This window comes from Niveispirillum fermenti, assembly GCF_048066175.1.
In the GTDB taxonomy this organism is placed as follows: Bacteria; Pseudomonadota; Alphaproteobacteria; order Azospirillales; family Azospirillaceae; genus Niveispirillum; species Niveispirillum fermenti.
The window spans coordinates 1-25,310 of sequence record NZ_JBLTXA010000014.1 but is presented as its reverse complement, the minus strand read 5'-3'; the positions used below and the strand labels follow the sequence as shown (position 1 = coordinate 25,310).

At 64.8% G+C, this 25,310-nt stretch carries 20 protein-coding genes; 9 read left to right on the top strand and 11 right to left on the bottom strand.

Annotated elements, in window-relative coordinates:
* Positions 1 to 146 precede the first annotated feature (146 nt).
* From ACM9LZ_RS14955 to ACM9LZ_RS14945, 3 genes are all read left to right on the top strand, one after another.
* Positions 147 to 3,215 (top strand): TonB-dependent receptor, encoded by a 3,069-nt coding sequence (locus tag ACM9LZ_RS14955; protein ID WP_416620290.1) that lies wholly within the window; start codon positions 147 to 149, stop codon positions 3,213 to 3,215.
* A gap of 115 nt (positions 3,216 to 3,330) precedes the next feature.
* Positions 3,331 to 4,842, top strand: a complete 1,512-nt coding sequence (locus ACM9LZ_RS14950; protein ID WP_416620289.1) for a tryptophan halogenase family protein — start codon at positions 3,331 to 3,333, stop codon at positions 4,840 to 4,842.
* Between the two features lie 27 nt (positions 4,843 to 4,869).
* The gene (locus ACM9LZ_RS14945) at positions 4,870 to 6,384 is read left to right on the top strand and encodes a tryptophan halogenase family protein (protein ID WP_416620288.1); all 1,515 of its coding nucleotides are present in this window, start codon (positions 4,870 to 4,872) and stop codon (positions 6,382 to 6,384) included.
* Positions 6,385 to 6,391: 7 nt separating this feature from the next.
* Here the strand turns inward: ACM9LZ_RS14945 and ACM9LZ_RS14940 are convergent, their stop codons facing one another.
* Complete coding sequence (locus ACM9LZ_RS14940) at positions 6,392 to 7,432, bottom strand: LacI family DNA-binding transcriptional regulator (RefSeq protein ID WP_416620287.1); 1,041 nt, start codon at positions 7,430 to 7,432, stop codon at positions 6,392 to 6,394.
* A gap of 320 nt (positions 7,433 to 7,752) precedes the next feature.
* Between ACM9LZ_RS14940 and ACM9LZ_RS14935 the strand changes: the two genes are divergently transcribed.
* Positions 7,753 to 9,414, top strand: coding sequence for a protoglobin domain-containing protein (locus ACM9LZ_RS14935; RefSeq protein WP_416620286.1), 1,662 nt, complete (start codon positions 7,753 to 7,755; stop codon positions 9,412 to 9,414).
* An 86-nt stretch (positions 9,415 to 9,500) separates the two neighbouring features.
* Here ACM9LZ_RS14935 and flgH read toward each other — a convergent pair whose 3' ends face one another.
* Genes flgH through flgF form a run of 4 tightly spaced genes read right to left on the bottom strand, consistent with a single transcriptional unit; the run spans position 9,501 to position 12,841 of the window.
* A complete protein-coding gene (gene flgH / locus ACM9LZ_RS14930) occupies positions 9,501 to 10,268 on the bottom strand; it encodes a flagellar basal body L-ring protein FlgH (RefSeq protein WP_416620285.1) in 768 nt (255 codons plus the stop codon).
* Between the two features lie 11 nt (positions 10,269 to 10,279).
* Complete coding sequence (gene flgA / locus ACM9LZ_RS14925) at positions 10,280 to 11,260, bottom strand: flagellar basal body P-ring formation chaperone FlgA (protein ID WP_416620284.1); 981 nt, start codon at positions 11,258 to 11,260, stop codon at positions 10,280 to 10,282.
* A 46-nt stretch (positions 11,261 to 11,306) separates the two neighbouring features.
* Entirely contained in the window at positions 11,307 to 12,092 is a 786-nt protein-coding gene (gene flgG, locus ACM9LZ_RS14920) for a flagellar basal-body rod protein FlgG (protein ID WP_416620283.1), read from the bottom strand.
* 26 nt (positions 12,093 to 12,118) lie between these two features.
* On the bottom strand, positions 12,119 to 12,841 hold the full coding sequence (gene flgF / locus ACM9LZ_RS14915) for a flagellar basal-body rod protein FlgF (RefSeq protein WP_416620282.1): 723 nt from the start codon (positions 12,839 to 12,841) through the stop codon (positions 12,119 to 12,121).
* 138 nt (positions 12,842 to 12,979) lie between these two features.
* Between flgF and ACM9LZ_RS14910 the strand changes: the two genes are divergently transcribed.
* Together ACM9LZ_RS14910 and fliN are read left to right on the top strand one after the other, a co-directional pair.
* On the top strand, positions 12,980 to 13,507 hold the full coding sequence (locus ACM9LZ_RS14910; protein WP_416620281.1) for a mismatch-specific DNA-glycosylase: 528 nt from the start codon (positions 12,980 to 12,982) through the stop codon (positions 13,505 to 13,507).
* 38 nt (positions 13,508 to 13,545) lie between these two features.
* The gene (fliN, locus tag ACM9LZ_RS14905) at positions 13,546 to 13,863 is read left to right on the top strand and encodes a flagellar motor switch protein FliN (RefSeq protein ID WP_416620280.1); all 318 of its coding nucleotides are present in this window, start codon (positions 13,546 to 13,548) and stop codon (positions 13,861 to 13,863) included.
* A gap of 344 nt (positions 13,864 to 14,207) precedes the next feature.
* On the opposite strand, the gene ACM9LZ_RS14900 is transcribed toward fliN, so the two are convergent.
* Positions 14,208 to 14,909, bottom strand: coding sequence for a Crp/Fnr family transcriptional regulator (locus tag ACM9LZ_RS14900; RefSeq protein ID WP_416620279.1), 702 nt, complete (start codon positions 14,907 to 14,909; stop codon positions 14,208 to 14,210).
* 110 nt (positions 14,910 to 15,019) lie between these two features.
* Here ACM9LZ_RS14900 and ACM9LZ_RS14895 point away from each other — a divergent pair, with 110 nt between their 5' ends.
* From ACM9LZ_RS14895 to ACM9LZ_RS14885, 3 genes are all read left to right on the top strand, one after another.
* Positions 15,020 to 15,745, top strand: coding sequence for a DUF502 domain-containing protein (locus tag ACM9LZ_RS14895; protein WP_416620278.1), 726 nt, complete (start codon positions 15,020 to 15,022; stop codon positions 15,743 to 15,745).
* Positions 15,746 to 15,841: 96 nt separating this feature from the next.
* The gene (locus ACM9LZ_RS14890) at positions 15,842 to 17,815 is read left to right on the top strand and encodes a multicopper oxidase family protein (protein WP_416620277.1); all 1,974 of its coding nucleotides are present in this window, start codon (positions 15,842 to 15,844) and stop codon (positions 17,813 to 17,815) included.
* 252 nt (positions 17,816 to 18,067) lie between these two features.
* The gene (locus ACM9LZ_RS14885) at positions 18,068 to 19,345 is read left to right on the top strand and encodes an MFS transporter (RefSeq protein ID WP_416620276.1); all 1,278 of its coding nucleotides are present in this window, start codon (positions 18,068 to 18,070) and stop codon (positions 19,343 to 19,345) included.
* Between the two features lie 213 nt (positions 19,346 to 19,558).
* On the opposite strand, the gene ACM9LZ_RS14880 is transcribed toward ACM9LZ_RS14885, so the two are convergent.
* The 5 genes from ACM9LZ_RS14880 to ACM9LZ_RS14860 all read right to left on the bottom strand — a co-directional run bounded on the left by ACM9LZ_RS14880 (position 19,559) and on the right by ACM9LZ_RS14860 (position 24,900).
* Complete coding sequence (locus ACM9LZ_RS14880; protein ID WP_416620275.1) at positions 19,559 to 20,752, bottom strand: class I SAM-dependent methyltransferase; 1,194 nt, start codon at positions 20,750 to 20,752, stop codon at positions 19,559 to 19,561.
* Between the two features lie 96 nt (positions 20,753 to 20,848).
* Positions 20,849 to 22,018 (bottom strand): amino acid aminotransferase, encoded by a 1,170-nt coding sequence (locus ACM9LZ_RS14875; RefSeq protein ID WP_416620274.1) that lies wholly within the window; start codon positions 22,016 to 22,018, stop codon positions 20,849 to 20,851.
* Between the two features lie 135 nt (positions 22,019 to 22,153).
* Positions 22,154 to 23,050, bottom strand: a complete 897-nt coding sequence (locus tag ACM9LZ_RS14870) for a DMT family transporter (protein ID WP_416620273.1) — start codon at positions 23,048 to 23,050, stop codon at positions 22,154 to 22,156.
* Positions 23,051 to 23,167: 117 nt separating this feature from the next.
* Positions 23,168 to 23,932, bottom strand: coding sequence for an RDD family protein (locus tag ACM9LZ_RS14865; protein WP_416620272.1), 765 nt, complete (start codon positions 23,930 to 23,932; stop codon positions 23,168 to 23,170).
* 68 nt (positions 23,933 to 24,000) lie between these two features.
* A complete protein-coding gene (locus tag ACM9LZ_RS14860) occupies positions 24,001 to 24,900 on the bottom strand; it encodes a LysR family transcriptional regulator (RefSeq protein ID WP_416620271.1) in 900 nt (299 codons plus the stop codon).
* Positions 24,901 to 25,310 lie beyond the last annotated feature (410 nt).

The window sequence follows — 25,310 nt, the reverse complement described above, 5'->3', positions numbered from 1 at the left end:
GGCTTCTGAAAGCCAAATTCGGCAATATCCGAACAGACAAAGGCCCCGGGGCGCCTCTGTCTGAACGCCCCTGCGCATGCTGGCGCCAAAAACCACACGGAAATACTTTGCTTATAAGGGAGGATCTCTTGACAGGGATGCATTCTATGCTTGGGCGCGGCCTGGCCGTGGCTCTGCTCGCGGGGGTGTCGCCCCTGGCGATGACTTCCACCGCCCTGGCACAGGCCGCGCCGGCTGCGCAGGACACGCTGGACGAAATCATCGTGACCGGCGTGCGCGCGTCGCAGCAGCGGTCGGTCGATGTGAAGCGCAACCAGACGGCCATCGTCGATGCCATCTCGTCGGAGGATATCGGCAAGCTGCCCGACGTCACCATCGCCGACGCCTTGCAGCGCGTGCCCGGTATCCAGATCCGCCGTGACGCGGGCGAAGGCAGCACGGTGAATGTGCGCGGCCTGCCGCAGGTCATCACCATGCTGAATGGTGAGCAGTATCTTTCGGCCGGCAACCAGGGCGAAGCGAAGCCCAACCTGACCGACGTGCCGGCACAGTTGATGAACGCCGTGGTCGTCTATAAGACCACGGACACCCGCAACGCCCTGTCGGGCGTTTCCGGCACCATCGACCTGCGTACCCGCCGCCCCTCCGACATGCCCTATGGCTTCTCTGCGTCGGGCGCGGTTGAGGGGCAGACCGGCAAGGACACGAAGGAGAAGGATTGGCTGGCCAACGGCCTGCTGGCCTGGCGCGGCGACCGTATCGGTGTGCTGGTTTCCGCCGCCGGCAGCGAGGCCAACCTGGGCAACAATTATTCCGGTCTGGCACCGGGGCCCGGCACGGGCGGCCTCTCGGGCAACAATGACTGGGGTGGCACCGCGCCGAACCAGTTCATCTCGCCGCACGGCTTTGAAAGCTTCAAGAAGGAGACGGAGCGCGACCGCCTGTCCGTTTCCGCCGCGTTCGAGGCCGATCTCGGCGAAGGCTTCACCTTCGTGGCCGAAGGCTTCTACACGAAGATGGACGAATATAACCGCGCGGCCGGCATCAACATTTCCAACCGCTGGTCGGGCGATGCCTTCGGTGTCTGGGCAACCCCCACATCCTCGACCCCGGTTGCCGGCAGTGACTGGCTGGCGGTGGACGAGTACGACATCAATGCCTGGTGGGTGAACTCCTTCTCCGTCAACCGCGTCAACAAGTCGGAATCGAAGAACTACAATCTCGAACTGAACTATGACAATGGCGGCCCGCTCAAGGTGCAGGCGCGTGCCGTGCGCGCCGATGCGGACCGTCTGTCGCTGAACGGACAGGCGCAGGGCGATCTGTCGAACTGGCAGTATGCGCCGGGGCGGTTCAACCTGTTCCAGACGGCCGCCGACCGTACCCGCGGTACCTTCTATCCGGCCGCCATCGCATCGAAATTTCCCGGCCGCTACACCAACGACATCGTTGGCAGCCTGGGTGGGCGTTATGTCGATCCCAATCCGCTGGGCTATGGGCAGAACCCGCAGCTTCATTACGATATTTCGGGCAAGCACCCGGTCTGGTCCGGTTTCGACCGGCCCATCTCGGGCGGTCTGGGTGCCGGCAAGTCGCTGACCGACTATATGGCCAACAAGGACAGCTATGCCATCGGCGCCTTCTCCTCGGAAGGTAACAACGAGGCGACGTCCGACCTGAACGTCTACCGCATCGATACCCAATATGATTTCGAGGAGCCGCTGGGTGGATTCCTGAACAGGGTCGATGTCGGCATCCGCCGCAGCGACCGGTCGGTCTCGATCGCCCAGTTCCACCATTTCTCGAACTTCTATGAGGGTGTCGGCGTCAACGACCAGGGCCAGCCGAACACGTCGGGCTGTTCGGCCCAGTGGAAGGCCATCGACGTCGTCATGAACCAGAACCAGTGCCAGGCGGGTGAGTTCGTGCCCGATCCGGTGACCGGACAACTGGTGTTTCAGGGCTATACGGTCAACGCGCCGACGCGCCTGGACACCTATAACAACGTTATCTGGGTCGATAATCTCGGTTCGATCACGAAGGGCATCCCCGGCTTCTGGGCGATCGATCCGCGTGACTTTGACGATCCGGTCGCCTTCCACAAGAAGGTGTTCGGCGGTGCCGACCGCGTCATCCTGCCGGGCCAGTCCTATGATGTCAGCCTGACGGAAGACAGCGGCTATATCGACACCAACTTCGAATGGGGCCGCCTGTCCGGCAATGCCGGCCTGAAGATCATCCGGACCGAGCTGCTGGTTCGCCAGAACATCACGGGTGACACCCTGAACTATGGCGACACCAATATCGATGCCGGTGATGTCGTCTCCAACCGCACCTATTACGATTATCTGCCGGCCGTGAATGCGACCTACGACGTCACGAACGACCTGCGTCTGCGCGCCAGCTACAGCAAGACCATGCAGCCGCTGGACCTGCTGCGCTATGGCGGGGCGTTGAAGATCAATACGGCGGATGGCGAGGTGCGCCCCGACGGCACGAAGATCCGCGAAGTCACCAGTGCGGAATCCAGCGGCAATCCTGAACTGGATCCGTGGCGTTCGGATAATTGGGACGCGGCCATCGAATATTATATCGGCCGGGCCAGCATGCTGAACCTCGCCGTGTTCCGCATGAACATCAAGAGCTACGTCGTCACCCGCACCACAACTGACGGCCGGTTCCCCGACCAGGACGGCGTGATCCGCCGTACCGTGCCGGTGACCCGCCCGGAACAGGGTGAGGGTGGCCGCGTGGAAGGTGTCGAGGTTGGTGCCAAGCTGTCCTTCAAGGACTTCCTGGACGATGAAAGCTTCTTCTCCAACTTCGGTGTCGATACCAACTATACCCTGTCGCCCAGCGAGCAGACGCTGACCTCGGGCGAGAAGGTGCCGTTCAACGACAATTCCAAGCACCAGTTCAATCTGGTCGGCTGGTACCAGGACGACCATTTCCAGGCCCGCGTTGCCTATAACTACCGCAGCAAGCGCCTTGAGAATGTGTTCAAGGACTTCCCGGTCTATCAGAGCAGCACCCAGTTCGTTGACGTGAACCTGAGCTACAACATCAATGAGCAGATCACGATCTATGCCAACGGCTCCAACGTCACCGGCGAGATCGAGGATTACTTCGTGCAGTTCACAGGGGGACCAACCCAGTTCGTCTGGCAGAACGAGTATGAAAGCCGCTACACGCTGGGTGTCCGCTTCAAGTGGTAACCATCGGCTAGCGTAATTCCGGGGCGCCGTCGGGACGTGATCCACGTCAAGGCGGCGCCTTTTCCTATTCTGCGATCCTCTTTACACTTGTCCGATCATTGCCAGGGAAAATGCCATGCAGCCCGACAATCGTATCCGCGACCTGGTCATTGTCGGCGGCGGCACGGCGGGTTGGATGACGGCCGCTTCCCTGGCCGAGCATTTCCGCGGTTCCGGCCTGAAGATCACCCTGATCGAAAGTTCCGCCATCGGCACCGTCGGGGTGGGGGAGGCGACGATCCCCACCATCCGCCGCTTCTATCAATCGCTGGGCCTGCGCGATCTGGATGTGCTGAAGGCCACGCATGGCACCGTGAAGCTGGGTATCCGGTTCGACGGCTGGCTGCATGACGGGTCCAGCTTCATCCATCCGTTCGGCGTCTTCGGCCAGGACCTGCGCAACATTCCGTTCCATCAATATTGGCTGCGCCTGCGCGCCGGGGGGGAGGCGACGGACCTGGGCGATTATTCGCTGGCCGTGGCGCTGGCGCGGGCCGGGCGCTTCACGACCCCGTCCCCCAACCCGCCCAGCACCCTGTCGGTGTTCGATTGGGCGTTGCATTTCGATGCCGGCCTTTTTGCGCAACTGATGCGCCGGACGGCGGAGCGGGCCGGTGTCCGCCGCATCGATGCCAGGATCGAAAAGGTGGAAACGGACGCCGGCAGCGGCCACATCACCGGTCTTCTGCTGGACAATGGCGACACGGTCCGCGGCGACCTGTTCGTCGATTGCTCGGGCTTCCACGGCCTGCTGATCGAAGGCGCGCTGAAGGCGGGGTATGAGGATTGGAGCCACTGGCTGCTGTGCGACCGGGCGCTGGCGGCACAGGGCCATGTGACATCGCCGCCACCGGCCTTCACGCGCGTCACGGCGCACAAGGCCGGCTGGCGCTGGACCATCCCTTTGCAGCACCGCACGGGCCATGGCTATGTCTATTCCAGCCGCCATATCAGCGACGCGGCGGCGGAGGCCGAATTGCTGGCGGCCGTCGGTGCCGACCTGAAGATGGCGCCCCGCCGCATCACCTTCACCCCCGGCCGGCGCCGGCAGGCATGGAAAGGCAATTGTGTTGCCATCGGCCTGTCCTCGGGCTTCCTGGAACCGCTGGAAAGCACCTCCATCGCCCTGATCGAAACCGGTATCGAAAAGCTGAAGCAGCTTTTCCCGGCCCGGGAGATCGATCCATTCCTGGTCGATGAATATAATGACTGGAGCCGGCGGGAGATGGAGCGGGTCCGCGACTTCATCATCCTGCATTACTGGCTGAACCGGCGCGACGACACGGCATTCTGGCGCGATTGCCGGTCGGTGGCGCTGCCCGACACGCTGGCCGGCAAGGTGGAGATGTGGAAACGCCGCGGCCACATGGTCCGATACCGCTGGGAGATGTTCCAGCCGGCAAGCTGGCTCGCCATCTACGCCGGGTTCGATTGCCTGCCCGACGGTTATGATCCGGGGCTCGACGGGATGGACCTGCCCAGCCTGTCGCGCGGCCTGGCCGGGATGCGCAAGGGCATTGCGGACGCCGTAGCCGACTGCCCGACGCATGAGGAATTCATCGACCGCTATGCCAAGGTCGACCTTTAAACAAGAACAGAGGGCAAGGGGAACGCCATGAAGCCGTTGAACAGGATCGTCGTTGCCGGTGGGGGCACGGCCGGCTGGATCACCGCCGCCATGCTGTCCTTCATGCTGAAGGGGACGGGCACGGCCATCGAACTGGTCGAATCGGATGAGATCGGGACCATCGGCGTCGGTGAAAGCACGATCCCGCCCTTTGTCGTGCTGCTGCGCAACCTGGGTATCGACGAACAGGATTTCATCAAGGCCACCAATGCCAGCTTCAAGCTGGCCATCCGGTTCGAGGACTGGTTTGACAAGGACCGTACCTACTACCATCCGTTCGGTAGTCTGGGCGGGCTGATCGACAGTCATGAATTCTACCAATGCTGGCTGCGGGCCAAGGCGGCGGGCCATCCATCGGAATTGCAGGATTTTGCGCCGGCCACGCTGATGGCCGACCAGATGCGCTTCATGCTGCCGTTCAAGGCGCAGCGCACGATGATCGCGTCGGCGGCCTACGCCCTGCATGTCGATGCCAGGCGCGTGGCCCAGTATCTGCGGCGGTATGCGGAGGAACGTGGCGTCACCAGGACGGAAGGCCGCATCACGCGGGTCCGCACCCGGCCCGATGGCGCCATCGCCGGGCTCGATCTCGCCAATGGCAAGAATGTCGACGGGGATTTCTTCGTCGATTGCACGGGTTTCCGCGCCTTGCTGATCGGCCAGACCCTGGGGGTCGGCTATGTCGACTGGTCGCAGGAACTGCTGTGCGACCGTGCCGTTGCCGTGCAGACGGAAAATACCGAGGACGACGCCGACGTCCACCCCTACACGCTGTCCCAGGCACAGGATGCCGGCTGGCGCTGGCGCATCCCGTTGCAGCACAGGGCCGGCAATGGCTATGTCTATTCCAGCCGCTTCCTGTCCGATGACGAGGCGGTGGCGACCCTGATGCGGCAGGTGAAAGGCCGTGCCCTGACGGAGCCGGCCATCATCCCCTTCAAGACCGGCATGCGAGCCCGGATGTGGGAAAAGAACTGCGTGGCGCTGGGGCTGGCAGCCGGCTTCATCGAACCGCTGGAATCCACGGCCATCCATCTGGTCTACCGCGCGGTCGACTACCTGTTGCGCTTTTTCCCGGACATGGATTGCGATCCGTCGCTGGCGGTGGAATTCAACCGCCGCGTCGCCGCGGAATATGAGGAGGTGCGCGACTTCATCGTGCTGCATTACTGCACGTCCCGTCGTGACGACACGCCCTTCTGGCGGGCCGCACAGCGGACGCCGGTGCCGGCCAGCCTGCGTGCCCGCATGGATCTTTTCAAGGCGACGGGCATCCTGCGCCAGGGCCTGGACGAACTGTTCGGTGCCGCCTCCTGGCAGTCGGTCTATGAAGGCATGGGTGTGCGGCCGGCCCGCTATCAGGCCCTGGTGGAGAAGCTGCCGATGAGCGTGATCACGGAGACACTGGACCGTTCCGCCCCGCTATTGCGGGCGCAGGTGGCGGGACTGCCCCACCATGCGCAGTTCCTGCGCGACCATTGCCGCGCCGAACGGGATTTCTGACGGCCCTTCACCGCCGGGCCGGCGGTGCGGTCGACCGGCGGATGACGACGTGATGGGGCAGGACGCGGTTGGCGGCCGGCGCCGGCTCCCCCGGCTGCCGCTTGCGTGTCAGGATGGATACCAGAATTTCCGCCGCCGCGTCGGCCAGTTCCTGGATCGGCTGCTTGACGGTGGTCAGTGGCGGCCAGACCATCTCGGCCAGTTCGATATCATCGAACCCCACGACCGACAGGTCGCCCGGCAGCGACAACCCACGGTCATGCGCCACCGAAAGCACGCCGGCCGCCATTTCGTCGTTCGAGGCGACGATGGCCGTCGGCGGTTCCGGCAGCGACAGGAGACGCCGGGCACAGGGCAGGGCCGACCGGTAGGTGAACCCACCCTGCTCGACGATTTCCGGATCGGGCTCCAGCCCGTATTCACGCAGCGCGTCGCAATAGCCGGAATAGCGCAATTGCGTGCCCGCATGATGTTCCGGCCCCTTGATGAAGCCGATGCGGCGATGGCCGAAGGCCAGCAGGTGCAGGGTCAGGTCGTTGCTGGCCGCCCGCTCATCGATGCGCACCGATGAGCCGCCCGCGCGCTCATGCTGCGGCGTGACGCGGACATAGGGGATGCCGGCGCGCTCGATGACGCCCAGAACGGTGTCGTTGTCGGTGACAGGGGCCGTCAGGACGACGCCGTCCAGGTTCAACTGGTTCAGCAGTTTGCTGACCCTCTCCTCCACGTCGTCGCCACGATAATCGATCTCCTCGATCAGCAGGTGATAGCCCTGGTCACGGAACCGTGTCAGCAGGCCCATCTGGATCTGACCGGTATAGGGCCCGCCCGGATCGCCATAGACATGGGCGATCAGATAGGATTTATCGCCCTTCAGGCTCTGGGCTGACTTGTTGGGCTGGAACTGCAACTCCGCCATTACCTTCAACACACGTTCGCGTGTTTCGGCGCTGACATAACGTTCATTGTTCATGACACGGGAAACGGTCTTGATCGACGCACCGGCGGCGCGGGCGACGTCAATGATCGTCGGCTTGCGGTCTGCCACGATAAAACACCTGTTGGACGAAGGTGGCGCTTTGGGGCCGGCAGGCCCGACCCCAAAATTTCACGTAATGAAGGGCATTTGCAAGTGCCGGTTAACGTTGTCAGGGCCGATCTGCGCTTGCAGCTTGGGGCCGCAATGGAATGATTGGCCCTGTATCAGGAAAATAATGCGTCAATATTCCGGGCTTGTACGGAATATATAAATCAAAATGCTAACCACCCAACCTATATCGACAATTGCGTTGTATCAATGCGACAGGGTGCCGCCCGTGGATAGGGTGCGCGCGACGAAACCAACCTTGCCGTTTCGGAGCCCCGGACATGCCCAAGGATTGCGCGACCGACACGGATGTTGTCGAGGAACGCCTACGCTTCTTCCGTCTTGATGGCGACGCTTGCGAATTGCTGCGTGCCATCGGGCCGGATATCGCCGCGGCCCTGCCCGCCATTACCGGAAATTTCTATGAAAGGTTGGCGCAGGAACCCGAACTGTCACCCCTGATCGCGGATGCGGGAAAGGTGGCGCACCTGACCCAGGCACAGGCACGGCATTGGGGCGCCTTGTTCAGTGGCCGCTTCGATGATGCCTATTTCGAGCAGGCACGGCGTGTCGGCCGCGCGCATGACCTTATTGGCCTGGCCCCGCGCTGGTATGTCGGCGCCTATGCGCATTTCCTGGAGCAATTGTTCGCGGTCGTTCTGGACCGGGGCTGGTCGCGGCCGCGCACCCGGGCTGCACTGGGGGCCGTCGTGCGGGCCAGCCTGCTCGACATGGAACTGGCCATTTCCACCTATGCCGAGACGGGAGAGGCCAACCGGCTGAAGGCGGAAATGCTGTCGCTGACCGATCGCATCGAAAGCGATATCGACGACACGGTAGCCGGCGTCGTGGAGGAGGCGGAGCGGATGGCGGCCGATGCCGACCAGCTTGGCCGCACGGCTTCCAGCCTGCGCGAGGCGGCATCGGTGATGGCGGCGTCGGCGGCCTGCGCGCTGGAGAATGTCCAGGCCGTGGCCGCCGCGACGGAGCAGTTGGAGAAAGCCAGCCAGTCCATCGCCGGGCAGGTCCAGCGCAGCACGGAAGTGACCGACGATGTCGCCCTGCGCGTCGGGCAGACGGCGCAAACCGTGGCCTCGCTGTCGGACGCCACGGCCCGGATCAGTGAGGTGGTCCGTCTGGTGCAGATGATTGCGGCACAAACCAAGTTGCTGGCACTCAATGCCAGCATCGAGGCGGCACGGGCCGGCGAGGCCGGGCGTGGCTTTGTCGTCGTGGCGGCGGAGGTGCGCAGCCTGGCCCGTCAGACGGAGGAGGCCATCGCCACCGTTTCCGGCCAGGCCAGTGATATCCGCCAGGTGACCGAAGCCACGGGTCATTGCGTGCAGGCCGTGGTGCAGGACATCCGCATGGTCGACGCCATCGCCGCAGAGGTAAGCCATGCCACGGGGCAGCAGCAGGAGGCCACGGCGGAAATCTCCCGCGGGGCGGTGTCGGCCGCGGCACAGGTGCAGGACCTGGCCTGCCGGGCCGACGGCATGCTGGACCATGCCCGCATCACAGGCGATACGGCGGCGCAGGTCCGCGAACTGGCCGGCCATGTGAACGACCGGCTGACAGGCCTGCGCCGCCGCGTGACGGAGGTGCTGCGCCATTCCTCTGCCGGCGATCGCCGCCGGACCCGCCGCGCGCCGGTTTCCCTGACCTTCGAGGCTGAATTCGCTGGTTGCCGCCTGCGGGGACGTACCGTGGACCTGTCGCTGGAAGGCTGCCTGCTGGATGGCAGCCACCCCGACCTGTCGCACGGATCGGAAGGGCGGGTGAGGCTGGTGGGGTTGGGGGAGGCGCGGGCCGTGGTGCGCGCCGTCAGCCCCGCCGGCCTGCATATCCGCTTTGCCGAGGTGCCGAGCAGTATGCAACTGGCCATCGACGGCCTGTTGCGGGCACCGGCACCGGCCCAACAGGCCGCACCCCGCCCCGGCTGACCGCCAGCGTCCGTGACGCGGGGGACACGGCATATTCTGCCGCCCGGTGGCGACGGCCACCGGGCTGGTGAAAAAAGGGTGGGGGATCAGAACGGGCTGATCGCCTCCAGCACCTGCTGGCCCCAGCGGGGCGCCTGCACATCGCTGATATGGCCGCGGCCACCATAGGAGATGCGGGCCTCGGCAATTTTTTCATAGGAAATGGTGTTGGCCGAGGTGATGTCCTCCGGCCGGATGATGCCGGTCAGGGTCAGTTCGCGCACCTCGTTGTTGACGCGCACCTCTTGCTTGCCGTTGACGACCATGTTGCCGTTGGGCAGGACCTGAACGATCAGGGCGGCCACCTGCATGTTGATCTGTTCCTGCCGCTGGATCTGGCCCGTGCCCGTGCTGTTGGACGTGCCGTTGGCACTGACCAGGCTGGCGGCCGACACCGTGTCGGGCAGGATGTTGTTGGTGCTGGCTTCCAGGCCGAACAGGTTGGGGATGCCCAGGCTGTCGCTGCCATCGCGGCTGCGGCTGGTATTGTTCTGCAACTGTGCCCTGTCGTTGATCTGGATGGTGACGGTCAGGATGTCCCCCACACGGCCGGCCCGCTGATCCTTGAAGAAGGCGCGGGCACCGGCCCGCCACAGGGAATTGGCCTGGCGGTCCTGCACCGGCGCATCGGGCATGGGCAGATGCACGGGGCGGTAGTTCGGTGCGCGGGATGGGTCCTCGATCCCCGACAGGGCCGGTGTCCGGCCCACGGCGGCCAGCTTGTCGGTGACGCAGCCGGTGGCCAGAAGCGCGGTGGCGGACAGCAGGGCCAGGGTACGAACGGAGCGGGCGATCGGCGCGGTACGGGCGGACATTTCGGTTCTCCTCAGCGGGCGGCGGTTTTTGCCATGCCCGTGGACGGGGTGATGGGGGCGGCGATCTGGCCGGCGGGCAGGACGGTCACCAGATTGGGGCCGGCCACGATCGCCTCGATCACTCTGTTGGAGGATGTATTCACAATCCGTACCAACTCGCCCATCGCGCCGTCCGTCAGCGCCCGCCCCGATGCCGTCAGCGTCATGACGGAGGATTGCAACTGGATCGTCACGGTCTGGCCACGTCCGACAACGACGGGTTCGCGCACGTCGCGGCCATTGACGGCACGGTTGGGCGCCACCGCACGGCGAAGGCTTTTCCCAATCATTTCAGAGACATCGGTGACGGTTCCCGCCTGGACCCGGTCCCGAGGCTGGCTGATATAGGTGATGTCTCCCTCACCGATCACCTCGCCACCGGCCATGCGGCGGGCCAGCACCGGCAGTTCCACCATGTCGACCACGCGGGCGCCGACGGTCTGGCGGATCTGCTCCGGCCCGGTGGCCGGGATCACGAGATCGGCCGTCAGCCGCGCGCGCTGGGCGTCATAGGCAAGTTTTTCCACCCGGACCGAGGCATCGTTGCCGGCCGGCAGAAAGAAGCTCAGCGTGCGATTATCCAGCAGCAGCTCGATCCCGTCCGCGGCGCCGGTGTCCAGCATGGCGTTGCGCAGCCCGTCCGTGATGGCCTGCGTCGTCACTTCCACAGAGGCACGCTCGACCTGTACGCGGTCCGCCCCGCTGGTGGCGGCCCAGCCGATGCCGTTGGCGGCGGCCAGACGTGTCAGGGTGGGGGCATCCAGGCCCGCCTGCCGCCCCGGCGCCGGGGCGATCATCACGGGCCGCATGGCCTGATCGGCCGTCAGCCCGTCGAACAGGTCCCCCAGCAGAATCTGGTCGCCATGGACCGTGGCGGCCGGCTTCAGCGTGGCGGCGACGGCGGGGCCGGTCAGCAGCGTGGCGGCAAGCAGCAGGGCGGCGAAGCGGATCATGGCGGGATCTCCCTGGGCGGGCTGGGTCGGTGCGGTCAGGTCGGGATCAGCGGAGCTGGCTGACCGACTGCATCATCTGGTCGGTGGTGGAGATGACGCGGGAGTTCATCTCGTAGGCACGCTGTGCGGTGATGAGCTGGGTGATCTCCGCCACGATGTTCACGTTGGAGGTTTCCACCGCCCCCTGCATGATGCGGCCGAAGCCCGGTGCGCCCGGCGGGCCTTCAATGGCGGCGCCCGATGCCGGGGTTTCCAGCAGCAGGTTGTCGCCGATGGCTTCCAGGCCGGCCGTGTTGGGGAAGGTGGCAAGCTGGATCTGGCCGACATTCTGCGGCTCGATCTGCCCGTCGATCTTGGCCAGCACCTCGCCGTTCGGGTTCACGGTGATGTCGATCGTGTTCTGCGGGATCACGATGCCGGGCAGCACCTGATAGCCATCGGCCGTCACGATGGTGCCCTCGGCATTGAGCTGGAGCGAGCCGGCGCGGGTATAGGCTGTTTCCCCGTTGGGCAGTTCGACCTGGAAATAGCCCTGGCCATTGATGGCCAGATCCAGCGTGTTGCCGGTGGGGTTGATGTTGCCCTGCTCGTTGATGCGGTAGATGGCGGCGGCCTTCACGCCCGTGCCCACCTGGATGCCCGACGGCACGATCGTGCCGGCGTCGGAGGAGGTGGAGCCGACGCGGCGCTGGTTCTGGTACAGCAGGTCCTGGAATTCGGCCCGCTGACGCTTGTAACCGGTCGTCGTCATGTTGGCGATGTTGTTGGAAATGGTTTCGACGTTGAGCTGCTGGGCCAGCATGCCGGTGGCGCCGATAGAGAGGCTACGCATGGTTCCGATCCTTCCTGCTGGCTTGCTTACTGAACGCGGGTGAGTTTGCCGATGGCGCCACGGATGCGCTCATGTTCGGTATCGATCAGTTTCTGGACGCTCTGGTAGGTGCGCAGCACATCGATCATCTGCGTCATCTCCACCACGCCCTGCACGTTGGACCCTTCGATGGCCCCCTGGCTGACCTCGGGCTGTGCCACGGCAATTTCTTCCTGGTTGGTCTCGTACAGCCCGCCGCCCAGTTCCATCATCCGCTGCTGATCGGCAAAGGTGACGACCTTGAGCTGGGCCAGGGGGCCGTTCTCGGTGCTGATGCTGCCGTCGCCGGCGATATGGACCTGGACGCTGTCGGCCGGCAGCACGATGCGCTGGTTGTTGGTGTCCAACAGCGGTAGGCCGGCGCGGTCAACGATCTCGCGATCGGCATTGAGCTGCAGGGCGCCGCCGCGGGTGTAGCGGGGGCCGGAAAGTGTTTCGAGAACGAAATAACCCTCGCCGCGCAAGGCGACATCCATCTCGTTATTGGTCACGTTCAACGGACCCACATCGACATTGCGCAGCAGGCCGTAATCCTGGACGAAGCTCATCCGGTCGCCCTGGCGGTCCGGACGCTCCAGATATTCCAGGAACAGCATGCGCTGCGACTTGAAGCCCGTGGTGTTCATGTTGGCGATGTTGTTCGACACCACTTCCAACTGCCGGCGCAGGACTTCCTGGCGGGACAGGGTGATGTAGAGTGAGTTTTCCATCGCTTCCACTTCCTCGTGACACGTGATGGCCGGGGCGGCCCTGTGTTCGGGAAAATGATAAGCAAGGGGCGTGCCATCCCTGGTGAAACGCCAGAATTCTGCGCTTTTCCATTGCGTGGAAGACGGGGGCGGCAAATAATGCCGGCCATCATGATCCTGCCCGATATCCTGGTTCCCGGCCTCCACCTCGTCTTTTGCGGTACGGCGCCGTCCCGTGTCTCTGCGGCGAAGGGCGCTTATTATGCCAATCCCGGCAATGCCTTCTGGCCGACGCTGGCACGCCTGGGCCTGGTGCCGGCAGGCTGGCGCGCGGCCGATTTCGACCGTATGAATGATTTGGGGCTGGGCCTGACCGACCTGAACAAGGTGGAAATCGGCAATGATGCCGACCTGACGCCGGATGGCTTCGACGTGCCGGGTTTCATGGAGAAGATGCGGCATCATCGTCCGGCCGGCATCGCCTTCACGTCCAAGAATGGCGCCCGGCTGTTCCTGGGGGCCGCCGCGCCGATCCCGTGGGGGCGGCAGCCGGTGGATTGGGAGGGGGTCGCCCTGTTCGTGCTGCCCTCTCCTTCCGGCCAGGCCCGCCGTTCCTTCTCGCTGGGCCCCTGGCAGGAGGCTGCCGCCTTTGTCGCTGCAAGACGGGGCCGGTCCGTGATAAGGTAGGGTCTACCTTCCACAGCGGCTTTTCCGGGGTCAGGGGCATGCCCGATCAGGACGATATCGATGCGATGTTCGGCGAGATGGCCAGCGGCGGTTCCGTCCGCGCCTTGCCCGAACAACAGGAAATCTCCGCCGTCTATGACACGGAAGTGGAGATGAGCGTCGTGCTCGGCACCTCCAACATCCGCGTGCGGGACCTGTTGAAGCTGGGCCGCGGGGCCATCGTGGAACTGGACCGTAAAATCGACGACCTGTCCGACATCGTTGTCTCTGGCCGGATGGTCGGGCGCGGCGAGGTGACCATCGTCGAGGACAAGATCGCCGTTACCTTCCGGGAATTTGCCCGCATCAATAATTGAGCGTATTGAACGGGCAGGCAGACTGCCGGGGCTGTGACATTTCCATTTGAATAGGGCGGCGGCCGTAACGGCGCATAGACGCGGGCTGGCTTCTGCCGCCCATTCATGACATCCTTGTCGTCCTGCCGACTGGCCAAAAAAAAGCCGGCTGCGGAAGCGCAGCCGGCAGAGATGAAGGGAGCCTCATAAGGAGGTAAAGTCCCTGACAGTTGCCCTAATGCAACGGTCAAGTCACTTTCTTATAATGCATCCCGGCGCTGTTTAAAAGCCTAAAAAGCGTTGCGGCGGTGTCACACACAAAAAAGTTCATATTTCAGCCGATGCACAAAACGCGGCCCAGCCCATCAGTCACCGCGCACCTCCTCCACCATCTCTTCCAGCCGGCCGAAATCGGGGATGATCAGGCTGTTGCCCTGGCGGATCACGATATTGTCGCGGGCCAGGTCGCTCATCACGCGCGCCACGGTTTCGCGCGTGGTGGAAACGCGGCTGGCAATGTCGGAATGGATGGGCACGGGCGTGATCTCCGCCGACCGGCCATCGGGCTTCAGCCCGGCCTTGGCCAGACGCAGCAATTCGGCATGCACCCGGTTGTTGGCGCCCAGTGTCGACAGGTCCATGATGCGGCCGGTGGAGGTGCGCACGATCTGGGCCAGGCGCCGCATGACGATGGCCGCCACGGTGGGGTTGTTGGTGACTGTTTCCAGGAACAGGCGCGGCGACATGAAGGCCACCAGCGTGTCGGTCAGCGCCACGATGCTGGCAGACCGGGAGCCGCCATCGATGGCCGACAATTCCCCCAGATAGCCACCCGATTCGATATCGTCGAAGGTGATTTCCCGGCCGGAAAGGGAATAGTTCACGACCCGCACCCGTCCTTCGACGATCAGGCAGACGTCGCGGCTGTCGGATGACCGGTCGACGATCTGTTCATGCGGGTGGAAATGCCGCCAACTGCATTGCCGCGCGATGGCGGCCCGCGCGTCGGATGTCAGGCATTGCAGAAGGTCGATCCGGTCGAGATTGGCGGAGGGGGAGTCGCTCACGTCGGGCGTCCGATGATTGGTTCCACAGGATTGTATATCTAGGAGCCGCGGCTGCAAACCGCTACGGTGTCGATCGAAAATGGTTCACGGGGACGAGAAGGAGAAACATCATGGCGAAGCAGGATGGCGGCGGAGAGGCCCAGCAGCGGCGGGGTCCGTTCTCCAGCTTCCATCTGACGCTGGGGGCCCGGCTGAAGGCCTATCTGCTCACCGGCATCCTGGTGACGGCCCCGATCTCCATCACGCTCTATCTGGCCTGGCTGGTAATCGACTGGGTCGACGGGCTGGTCAATAATCTGCTGCCGGCACAGTACCACCCGGACCAGTACCTGCCCTTTACCCTGCCGGGCCTGGGTTTGCTGATCATGCTGGCCTTTCTGATCCTGGTCGGCATGGGCTCTGCCGGTTTCGTCGGCGCGCTGCTGGTCCGGCTGGGGGAAGGTGTGGTGGGGCGCATGCCTGTGATGCGCGGCATCTATTCGGCCACCAAGCAGATATTCGAAACCGTGCTGACGCAGCAATCCGATGCGTTCCGCGAGGTGGTGCTGGTCGAATATCCCCGCAAGGACGCCTGGTGCATCGCCTTCGTCACAGGCGCGACGAAGGGGCAGTTGCGGCAGTCGCTGCTGGGTGCCGGCTATGATGATTGGGTCAATGTCTTTGTCCCCACCACCCCCAACCCCACGTCCGGGTACCTGATCTTCGTGCCGCGCAGTGATGTCCGCCCCTTGAGCATGAGCGTGGAGGACGGGCTGAAGGCGGTGGTGTCGGGCGGCATCGTCATGCCCAGCGACGACGTGCCGCCAGCGGCCGACACAAAGTCGTCAAGCGCGTAATTCAACGACATTAATCCCATCCTGGATTGTATATTGCCACTCCCGTAAATTGATGGTCATAGTACCAATAGGCCATCAATTCACGGGGGAATGGTGATGGGTGATCTTGGTATGGAGCCCTGGCGCGGCCGGAGCATCGCCATGGCGGCCTTGCTGCTACTGGCCGGCTGCGGCACGGCCACGGCGCAGCGTGCCGAACTCGTCCGGGAACTGGAACCGCCTGCGGTCCTGTCCGCGGTGCCGCAGCAGGCGCGCGATGCCGCCGACCCGCGCGGGTACAACCTGTTGAGCCAGGGGGCACTGGCAACAGCCATCCGGGCGGGGCGGGAACTGCATTACGACCTGCCCATCCAGTACACGACGGGCCGCATCTACAACCCCGCCACGGACAGCTACGACACCGTCTCGCTGCGATCCTATGGCGATGCCTTCATGGCTCCGACGATCGTGATGGATCCCGGCCAGACGGTGCGCATCAATCTGGACAACCGGCTGGACCCCGAACCGCTCTGCGGCCGGCAGCCCGATGGCCAGCCCATGCCCATCAACCAGCCGCACTGCTTCAACGATACCAACCTGCACAGCCACGGGCTGTGGGTTTCCCCGACGGGCAACAGCGACAATGTGCTGCTGACCATCAAGCCGCGGGTGAAATTCCAGTATGAATATAATGTGCCGGAGGATCATCCGGCCGGCACCTTCTGGTATCATCCGCACAAGCATGGATCGACGGCCATGCAGGTGGGCAGCGGCATGGCCGGCGCCCTGGTGGTACGCGGGTCACGCCCGCCCACGCTGGTCGGCAATGGCGATCTGGACACGCTGCTGTCCCCCTTCGCGCCTGCCGGTGGTGTCGCGGGAGAGGTGATGCTGATCCAGCAGATCCCTTACGCCTGCTTCAACAACAAGGGGGAAATCAAGACGGATGCCAGAGGCCGGTGGATTTGTGACAAGGGTGACATCGGCAAGGTCGAGAACTTCGCCGCTCAGTTCGACTTCCGCGCATGGAAGGCATCCGGCCGCTACACCATGTTCAATGGGGTGGTGCGCGGGACCGACACATTGCAGGCCGGGCAGCTTTATCGCTGGCGGCTGATCCATGCCGGCGTGGAGGAAACGATCAACCTGCGCATCCGCAAGGTAAGCAATCCGGCCCGGCGCCTGACCCGGATCACCAGCGCCCGCGACCAGGAGGCGGAGGTGAAGGGCCTGTGCGCCGGTGCCGATGTCACCCAGTACGAGGTGGCGGTCGACGGGCTGACCCGGCCGTCGATCTATGCGAAGACCGTCAACAACCTCCAGCCCGGCTATCGAAGCGATATTCTGTTCGTCCTGCCGGAAGCCGGGGATTACTGCGTCTATGACGACGCCGACCAGTCCGGCGACCAGATCGTCGACAATGACAATGCCAAGATCATCGGCTTCATCCGGGCCACCGGCCCGGCCAAGGTGGCCGACAGTGCCGCCTTCGTGCAGGAACAGCTCACACGGTCGGCCGATCGCCTGCCGCCGGATGTCGCCGCGATCGTCAAGGCCGACCTGAACGGCGCCGATGGCATGCGGCTGACCAAATACCTGCCCCATCAGGCGATCACCGAAGCGGAGATCGAGCGTTGGCAGAAGACAGGCGTGGACCCCATCGACATCGTCTTCAACCTGACCGATGAAAGCCCGTCACGGTACCTGATCAATGGGAAGGCCTATGATCCGGCGGTGATGAACCAGACGCTGCTGCTGGGGGCGGCCCAGGAATGGCGCCTGTCGTCGGACCGGGTCAGCCACCCGTTCCATATCCATGTCAATCCGTTCGAGATCATCTCCATCAAGTCCAAGACCACCGGACAGGAACTGACCGGCGGCATCTATGCCGGGATGAAGGGGACGTGGCGCGACACGATCATGACAGGCACCGATGCCATCATTACGATCCGCACCCGGTATAACCGCTATATCGGCAGCTTCGTCCTGCATTGCCACATCCTGGACCATGAGGACCAGGGCATGATGCAGAATGTCCAGATCGTGCTGCCCGGCACGGATGGCAAACCGGTGATGCCCGGTCATCATTGACGGACCGTGGACAGGGACCGGTCAACGTCCGTCCGGCGGCCTTCCTCCCCGGCTGCCGGCGTGACGTTGAAAGGGGCGGGTCGGCTGACCCGCCCCTTTTCCTTTCCGGTCAATGGCCGGCGCGGCACCAAATCCATCAGTTGACCACCGGTGTCATTGCAATTGACACCGGTTTCCATTAGGGTCTCTTCCTGCTGCGGCCGGGTTGCCGGCAAGCCCACGAATAATTTCGCGCAACAGTCGGGGGAAAGCATGGGAAGTGATACGGACGGGTCCGGCGTCAGGGTCGGGCGGGTCAGATGGGTGGTGGTGACGCTTCTGTTCTTCGCCATGATCATCAATTATGTCGACCGGCAGATGATCGGCGTGCTGAAGCCGACCTTGTCGGCGGAGTTCGGCTGGACCGAGTCCGACTATGCCGACATCATCTTCTGGTTCCAGTTCACCTATGCACTGGCCTATGTCGCCTTCGGCCGCATCGTGGACCGGATCGGCGCGCGCTGGGGCTATGCGCTGGCTTTCTCCATCTGGACCGTCGGCCATTTCGCCCATGCCGGGGCCAAGTCGCTGACCGGCTTCATCATGGCCCGCATGGTGCTGGGCGTGGGTGAGGGCGGCGGCTTTCCCGGCGGCGTGAAGGCCGTGGCGGAATGGTTCCCCAAGAAGGAACGCGCATTCGCGACGGGCATCTTCAATGCGGGCACCAACATCGGCGCCATCGTCACGCCGCTGGTGGTCCCGGCCATCACCATTGCCTATGGCTGGGAGATGGCCTTCATCATCACCGGTGTGGCCAGCCTGGTCTGGCTGCCGCTGTGGCTGATCTATTATCGCCGCCCGCGTGATCACAAGGCGGTGGGGGCGGCCGAACTGGCCCATATCGAAAGCGATCCGCCCGACACGACGGAAAAGATCGGCTGGCTGCGCCTGTTGCGCGTGAAGGAGACCTGGGCCTACGCGCTGGGCAAGTTCATGATCGACCCGATCTGGTGGATGTTCCTGTTCTGGCTGCCCGATTTCCTGGGCAAGCGCCATGGGCTGGACCTGATGAGCTTTGGCATCCCGCTGGTCATCATCTATCTTCTGTCAGATGTGGGATCGGTGGCCGGTGGCTGGCTGTCGTCCAGGATGATGCAGAACGGTGCCAGTCTGAACCGGGCGCGCAAGCTGTCCATGCTGATCTGCGCCGTGTTCGCCCTGCCGGTCGGCTTCGCGGCCTTTGCCGATCAGCTTTGGGTGGCCGTCCTGATCATCGGCATCGCCACGGCTGCCCACCAGGGCTTCTCCGCCAATCTCTACACATTGCCGTCGGATGTGTTCCCGCGTGCGGCGGTGGGATCGGTGGTCGGCATCGGCGGCATGATCGGTGCCTTTGGCGGCATGGCCATGGCCAAATATGCCGGTTACGTGCTGGACAAGATCGGCAGCTACACGCCGATCTTCGTGGTGGCAGCCTCGGCCTATCTGCTGGCGCTGGGCATCGTCCACCTGCTCAGCCCGCGCATGGAACCGGCAGTGATCAAGGACTGATACTATTTTGCAGTGATCAGAACCAATTGGTTCTGATCACTGCCCTCAATCGCCGGCGCCACCATTCGTTGGCGCGGGCGCCGCCGCACCAACTTGCGATGAGTTCTACTCACCGCAAGTTGGTATGACCGTGACGGCGGGCGGCCATTGACGGTCATACCGCCAGTGGCCGCCCGTTCTCCGGCGCGTGCCCCCTGTCAAAAACCGGGTTCATCAAAAACCGGGTTCGCGCGCCAGCAGCGTGGAGAGTTTCGGTGTCACCCCCCATTCCTTCACCAGGGCGGCATAGTCGGCAGTCGTCCTGGCATCCGGCCTGGCACCCGTCCGGACCGCGCGCAGCAGGGTGTTGCGCGGCGTGTGTTCGGACGGCACGAATTCGATGATCTCCGTCCGGTAACCTGCCTGGCGCATCAGGCTGGCGCGCAGCGCATCGGTCAGCACATCGGCGAAACGCTCGCGCAGGATGCCGTGGCGCGTCAGCAGCCCATAGGAAGCGGGCGGCTCCCCCTCCCGCAACTGGCGCTGCAGGTCGTGATGGCAGCAGGGGGCCGCCAGCACATGGCGCGCACCCCACGCCACGGCGCGGGCCAGCGCATCGTCCGTGGCCGTGTCGCAGGCATGCAGCGCCAGCACCACGTCGGCCCCGTCCACGGGGGCCTCGGCGATGGTCCCCTCGATGAAATGCAGCCCGTCCCAGCCCAGGCTCGCGGCCAGTTCCGTGTTGCGCTCACGCGCCTGGCGCTTGGCATCCACGCCCGTGAACGCCACTGACAGCCCCCGCACATGGGTCAGGAACCGATAGGCGGCGAAGGTCAGATAGGCATTGCCGCAGCCCAGATCCACGACACGCAAGGGGCGGCCGGCCGGAAGTTCCGCCTCCTTCAGCACGGCGTCCAGGGCGCGGACGAACTCTTCCACCTGGCGATACTTGTCCTGGCGCGTCGGCTTGATGCGGCCATCGCCGTCGGCGATACCCACCGCGCGCCAGAAGGGATCGGCCGGGTCCAGCAGGCGGGGCTTGGCCCGGTCATGGTCCAGGCTGCGCGCCACGGGCGTGGCGCGGCCGCTGCGGCTGACCATGGCCTCCCCCTTTTTCGTGACGCGAAGCTGGACGGTGCCGTCCAGGGTTTCCACATGCCATGTGCCCATGCCCAGCGCCAGAAGCGCATCCACGGCCTGTTCGGCGGCAGGGCCGAAGGCGGCATTGCTGGTATGGGCCTGGCGCTCGTCATAGGCGACGGTCTGCAGGTGCGGACCGGCCTTCAGGGCCACGGGCCGCAATTCGATGCGCCGCCATGGCGGGTCCATGTTGCGCATGCGCCCGCCGGCCACGGCCCGCACCAGCCGGCCACCGTCCAGCAGCAGGGCTTTGATCTCGGCAAGGGCGGGGGCGAGCGGCGTGGCCATGGATCGAATGGTTCCAGGAAGGGGCAGGAAGGGCGGGCGATGCGCATCCTAAGCGCACCGCCCGCGGAACGGTATCCCCCCGCCCGCATGGCACCGTTACAGGCTGGCGGCCAGGGCCTTGGCGAAGATGCCGGCCGTTTCCACCGACAGGCCGGCAATGTTGATTCGGCCCGACCCCGCCATGTAGACGGCATGGTCCTCGCGCAGGTGTTTCACCACGTCCGGCGACAAGGGCAGCAGGGAGAACATGCCCCGCTGTTCCGCCACGCGGGCCAGCACGCCGCCATGGCTGGCCAGCGCGTCGCGGATGCCCAGCAGCCGGTCGCGCATCGTGTCCAGTTCCGCCTTCCAGTCGGCGGCCAGGGCCGGGTCGTCCAGCAGGGTGGCGATGACGGCGCCGCCATGGTCGGGCGGCATGGACCAGTTGGCGCGGGCCAGCGCCAGCACGTTGGACGATACCCGGTCGCTGTCGGCCGCGCTGGCCGTCTGCACGATCAGGGCTCCGACACGGTCGCGATAGACGCCGAAATTCTTGTCGCACGAATAGGCGATCAGCGCCTCGGGGCATGCACCCATGACCAGACGCACGCCGGCCGCGTCCTGTTCCATGCCCAGTCCCAGCCCCTGATAGGCCAGATCCAGGAAGGGAACGATGCCGCGTTCCGACAGGGTCGCGGCAATGGCCTTCCACTGGTCCAGGCTGAAATCGGCGCCCGTCGGGTTGTGGCAGCAACCATGCAGCAGGGCGACATCGCCGGCCTGCGCCTTGTTCAGCGCGTCCATCACCGCATCGAAGGTCAGCGTCTGGCTGGCCGGATCGAAATGGCGGTAGGTCTGCATCTTCAGGCCGGCTGCGGCCAGGATGGGCGGATGGTTGGGCCAGGTCGGCGTGCCGACCCAGACCGTGGCCCCCGGCCGGGTGGCGGCGACCAGTTCGGCCGCCAGGCGCAGTGCGCCCGTGCCGCCCGGCGTCTGCACGCCCGACAGACGGCCGGACAGTTCCACCTCGCCCAGGGCCAGCCGCGCCATATGGCGGGCAAAGGCGACATTGCCCTCCGGACCCAGATAGGACTTGCTGTCCTGGCTTTCCCAAAGCTTGTGCTCTGCCGCCTTGACCGCGCGCATCACGGGGGTCTTGCCGGCGTCATCGCGGAACACGCCCACGCCCAGGTCGATCTTGTGGGAACGGGGGTCGTTGCGGAACAGGCCGATCAGGGCCAGCAGGGCGTCAGCGGGCTGCGGGTTCAGCGGCGCGAAGAAGGACATGGGACAAATGCCTCTTGTTGCGGGGCGGGGTTGGTGGGACGGGCCTCAGCATAGGCCCGTTGCGGCGCAATTACTGTGCGATCTGGAGCCCTTATCACGTAACTTCCGGCCCGGCTGGCGGGGTCGGATGATGATTTATTGCGCCCGCCGTGTGGCCAGCCATATGCCGGGCAACACAAGGGCCGCACCCGCCATATGATAGGCCTCCAGCCGTTCGCCAAGCAGCAGGCCGGCCAGAATCGCGTTGTAGAGCGGCATCAGATAGAGCGTCATGCCGGCCCGTTCGGGCCCGAACACCGCCACCAGCCGGCCATAGACAAGATAGGAGGCCAACCCCGGCACCAACGCCAGGAACAGCAGGGCCGAGATGGTCTCCGGGCTTGGGGATATCGCCACGCCCAGGGCCATTTCCAGGCCGTAGAAGGGCAGCATGGCCATGACGCCGCCCGCACAGATGCCGGCGAAGCGGGCAACAGGCGCCAATTCAGCCGGCCGGTGGCGCAACAGCAGCGAATAGAAGGCCCAGCCCGTGGCGGCCAGCACGACCCAAAGATCGCCCGGTGTGAAGGTCAGGTGCAGCAATGCCGCCGGATCGCCCTTCAGGATAACGGTGATGACGCCCGCCAGGCTGACCGCCACCCCCAGCGCCTGCACCGCCCCCACCTTCTCCCGCCAGAACAGCCGGCCGAACAGCACGATCAGCACGGGGGCGGAGGCGTAGAGCAGGCTGATATTGGTGACGGTCGTGGTCTGGGCGGCCAGATACACGGGGGCGCCGCATACCCCCATCCCCAGCGCACCCAGCAGCAGAAAGCCCCGCCAGTCGGCCCGGATGGCCGGCCAGCCTGCAACCAGTTCACGCCGGATAAAGGGCGCCAGGATCAGCAGGGCCAGCGCCCAGCGCCAGAATGCCATGGCCACGCCGGGAATCTGGCCGGCCATCAGCTTGGATACCAGCACGTTGGACCCGAACAGCAGCGGCTGTCCCACCAGCAGCAGGAACCAGGAGGCGAGGGAGGGCCGGACGGGCATGATGGCAGGCCGATGATGATGGCGCTTCGCCGCTGCATAGGCGCAAAGCCCCATCCGGATCAAGCCTGCGGGAACGGGACCCTGGCCCGCCCGCACCGGCTGCCGGGGTGCAAGGCCTCATGGGTGTTGAGGTATCTCGCTGAGCAGGAAACTGGCCGTGAAGCCGAACAGCACGTTCAGCAGCACTGCCACCACCACAGGCCCCATTCCCTGGGGGCCGCGCAGCACCTCCAGCCCGTTGGCGACGTCCCAGGGCGCACGGCGGCCCTCGAAGACCTTGGCGCCCGCCAGGACGGTGCCGACGAAGCTGAAGACCGGAACGCCGAGAATGAAGCCGCGCATCCAGAGGTCGGTCTGCCGGCGGATGATGGCGGCCAGCCCCGGCCGGCCACCCCGGCCGTCGCAGACCCTGATATCCAGCAGGGCTTTGCCCGGCGTCGTGCCGAACCGTGCCAGGCACAGGGCCTGCCAGAACAGGCTGAGCGGCACGACGGCCATGGCGATGGCGATTCTGGGCAGGCCCTGCAATTCGGGAAAGACCCACCATCGTCCGATCAGCAGCAACAGCAGGTGAACCGTTATCGCCGTCAATCCCTGGTCGATGAACTGGGCCAGATAGCGGGCCAGCACCCCGGCACGCTGCGGCCGCCCCGGATCGGGCAGGGGCAGGTCGGGTCCCGTCGGGTCGGGCGTCAGGTCAGCCACGAATTTCAGGGCCGGCCGCATGTCGGGCAGGTCGCGGGCGCGGGTCCATCCGGAAAGTCCCGGCGCCCACAGCCAGCCCCCCGGCGCGATCCGCCCTTCCTGCAGCATGCGGCGTATCTGAAGGTCGGGACAGGGGCCGTTCACTTCCCCGTCGCCGATATACCACAAGCGGTCCATGCCCACCCCGTCGGTGCCTGCCGGTGGAAGGGGATGGTACCTGCTGTCATCATTTCGTCAAGATTTCGTTAACCATGGAACAGTCGGGCGTTGCGATGTACTTCCTCTGCGATGAACTCGGCCGTGACGCGGATGCGCGACAGATGCCGCACGTCGGAATGCATCACCAGCCAGAAGCTGCGCATCAGCTTGACCTCTGCCGGCAGCAGCCGGACCAGATCCTGTTCCCCCGCCACCATGAAACAGGGCAGGATGGCGACGCCGCTGCCGGCCTGCACCGCGCGGAACTGCGCCACCAGGCTGGCGCTTTTCAGATAGGGCCTGATGTCGCGTGACACCTGCGGGACATAATCCAGTTCCGGGGAATAAAGCAGGTCGTCGATATAGGAAATGAAACGGTGGGCGGCCAGATCGCCCGTACCCCGGATCGGGGCGGCCGTCTCCAGATAGGTGCGGGAGGCGTAAAGGCCCAGTTCATAATCGGTCAGCTTGCGGGCATGCAGGCGACCGGCTTCCGGCTGGGCGACGGTGATGGCGATGTCGGCTTCGCGCTTGGACAGGCTGAACAGCCGCGGCATGGCCACAAGCTGCACTTCCAGGTCCGGATGTGCCGCCCCCAGCCGGCCGATGCGCGGTGCCAGGAAGAAACTGCCGAATCCGTCGGGCGCGCCGATGCGCACGGCCCCCGACAGTTTCGCCCCCGATCCGGCCAGTTGCTCCATGATGGTCAGCGCCATGCCTTCCATGGCTTCCGCATTGCGCAGCAGCGTTTCCCCCTGCTGCGTCAGGCTGTAACCGGTGGCATGGCGCTCGAACAGGGTGGCCCCCAGCGCATGTTCCAGCGATGTCAGGCGCCGGCCCAGGGTCGTATGGTCCACCCCCATGCGCCGGGCGGCCAGGGTCAGCCGCCCCGACCGCGCCACAGCCAGGAAGGATTGCAAATCATCCCAGTCAAACCGGCTGGCCATTCCACATCCATGGGAAAATGCGCACATCGAAACAGGTTTGAATTTGCACGCATGTGCGTATCCACGCAATGTTCAGGGCGTCACCGCCCGTCTTTTGTGCGGTGCGGGCCGGGAACCCGCCGCAGCGCACAATCGTAATAATGATGACGCGGTGGTCCGTTTCGGCTTAAAGAGGGCAAACCCCGCACAAGGCCGCCGGCCGCACCTGCCCGGTGCCGGCCGATGGCCCGGTGGTGGGACACGCATAGCGGGCAATGGCGCAAAGAGGGTGGACCCACGGGGCCGTGCCGGTCCATCCTCCGGGCTGTTCCTCCATTCGCATTCTGGAGAATCCGGGCAAATGAGTGCCACTATCGACATCCGCCACGTTCCCCATGCTTCCCCGACGCCGGCCGATGTCCGTGCGGGGT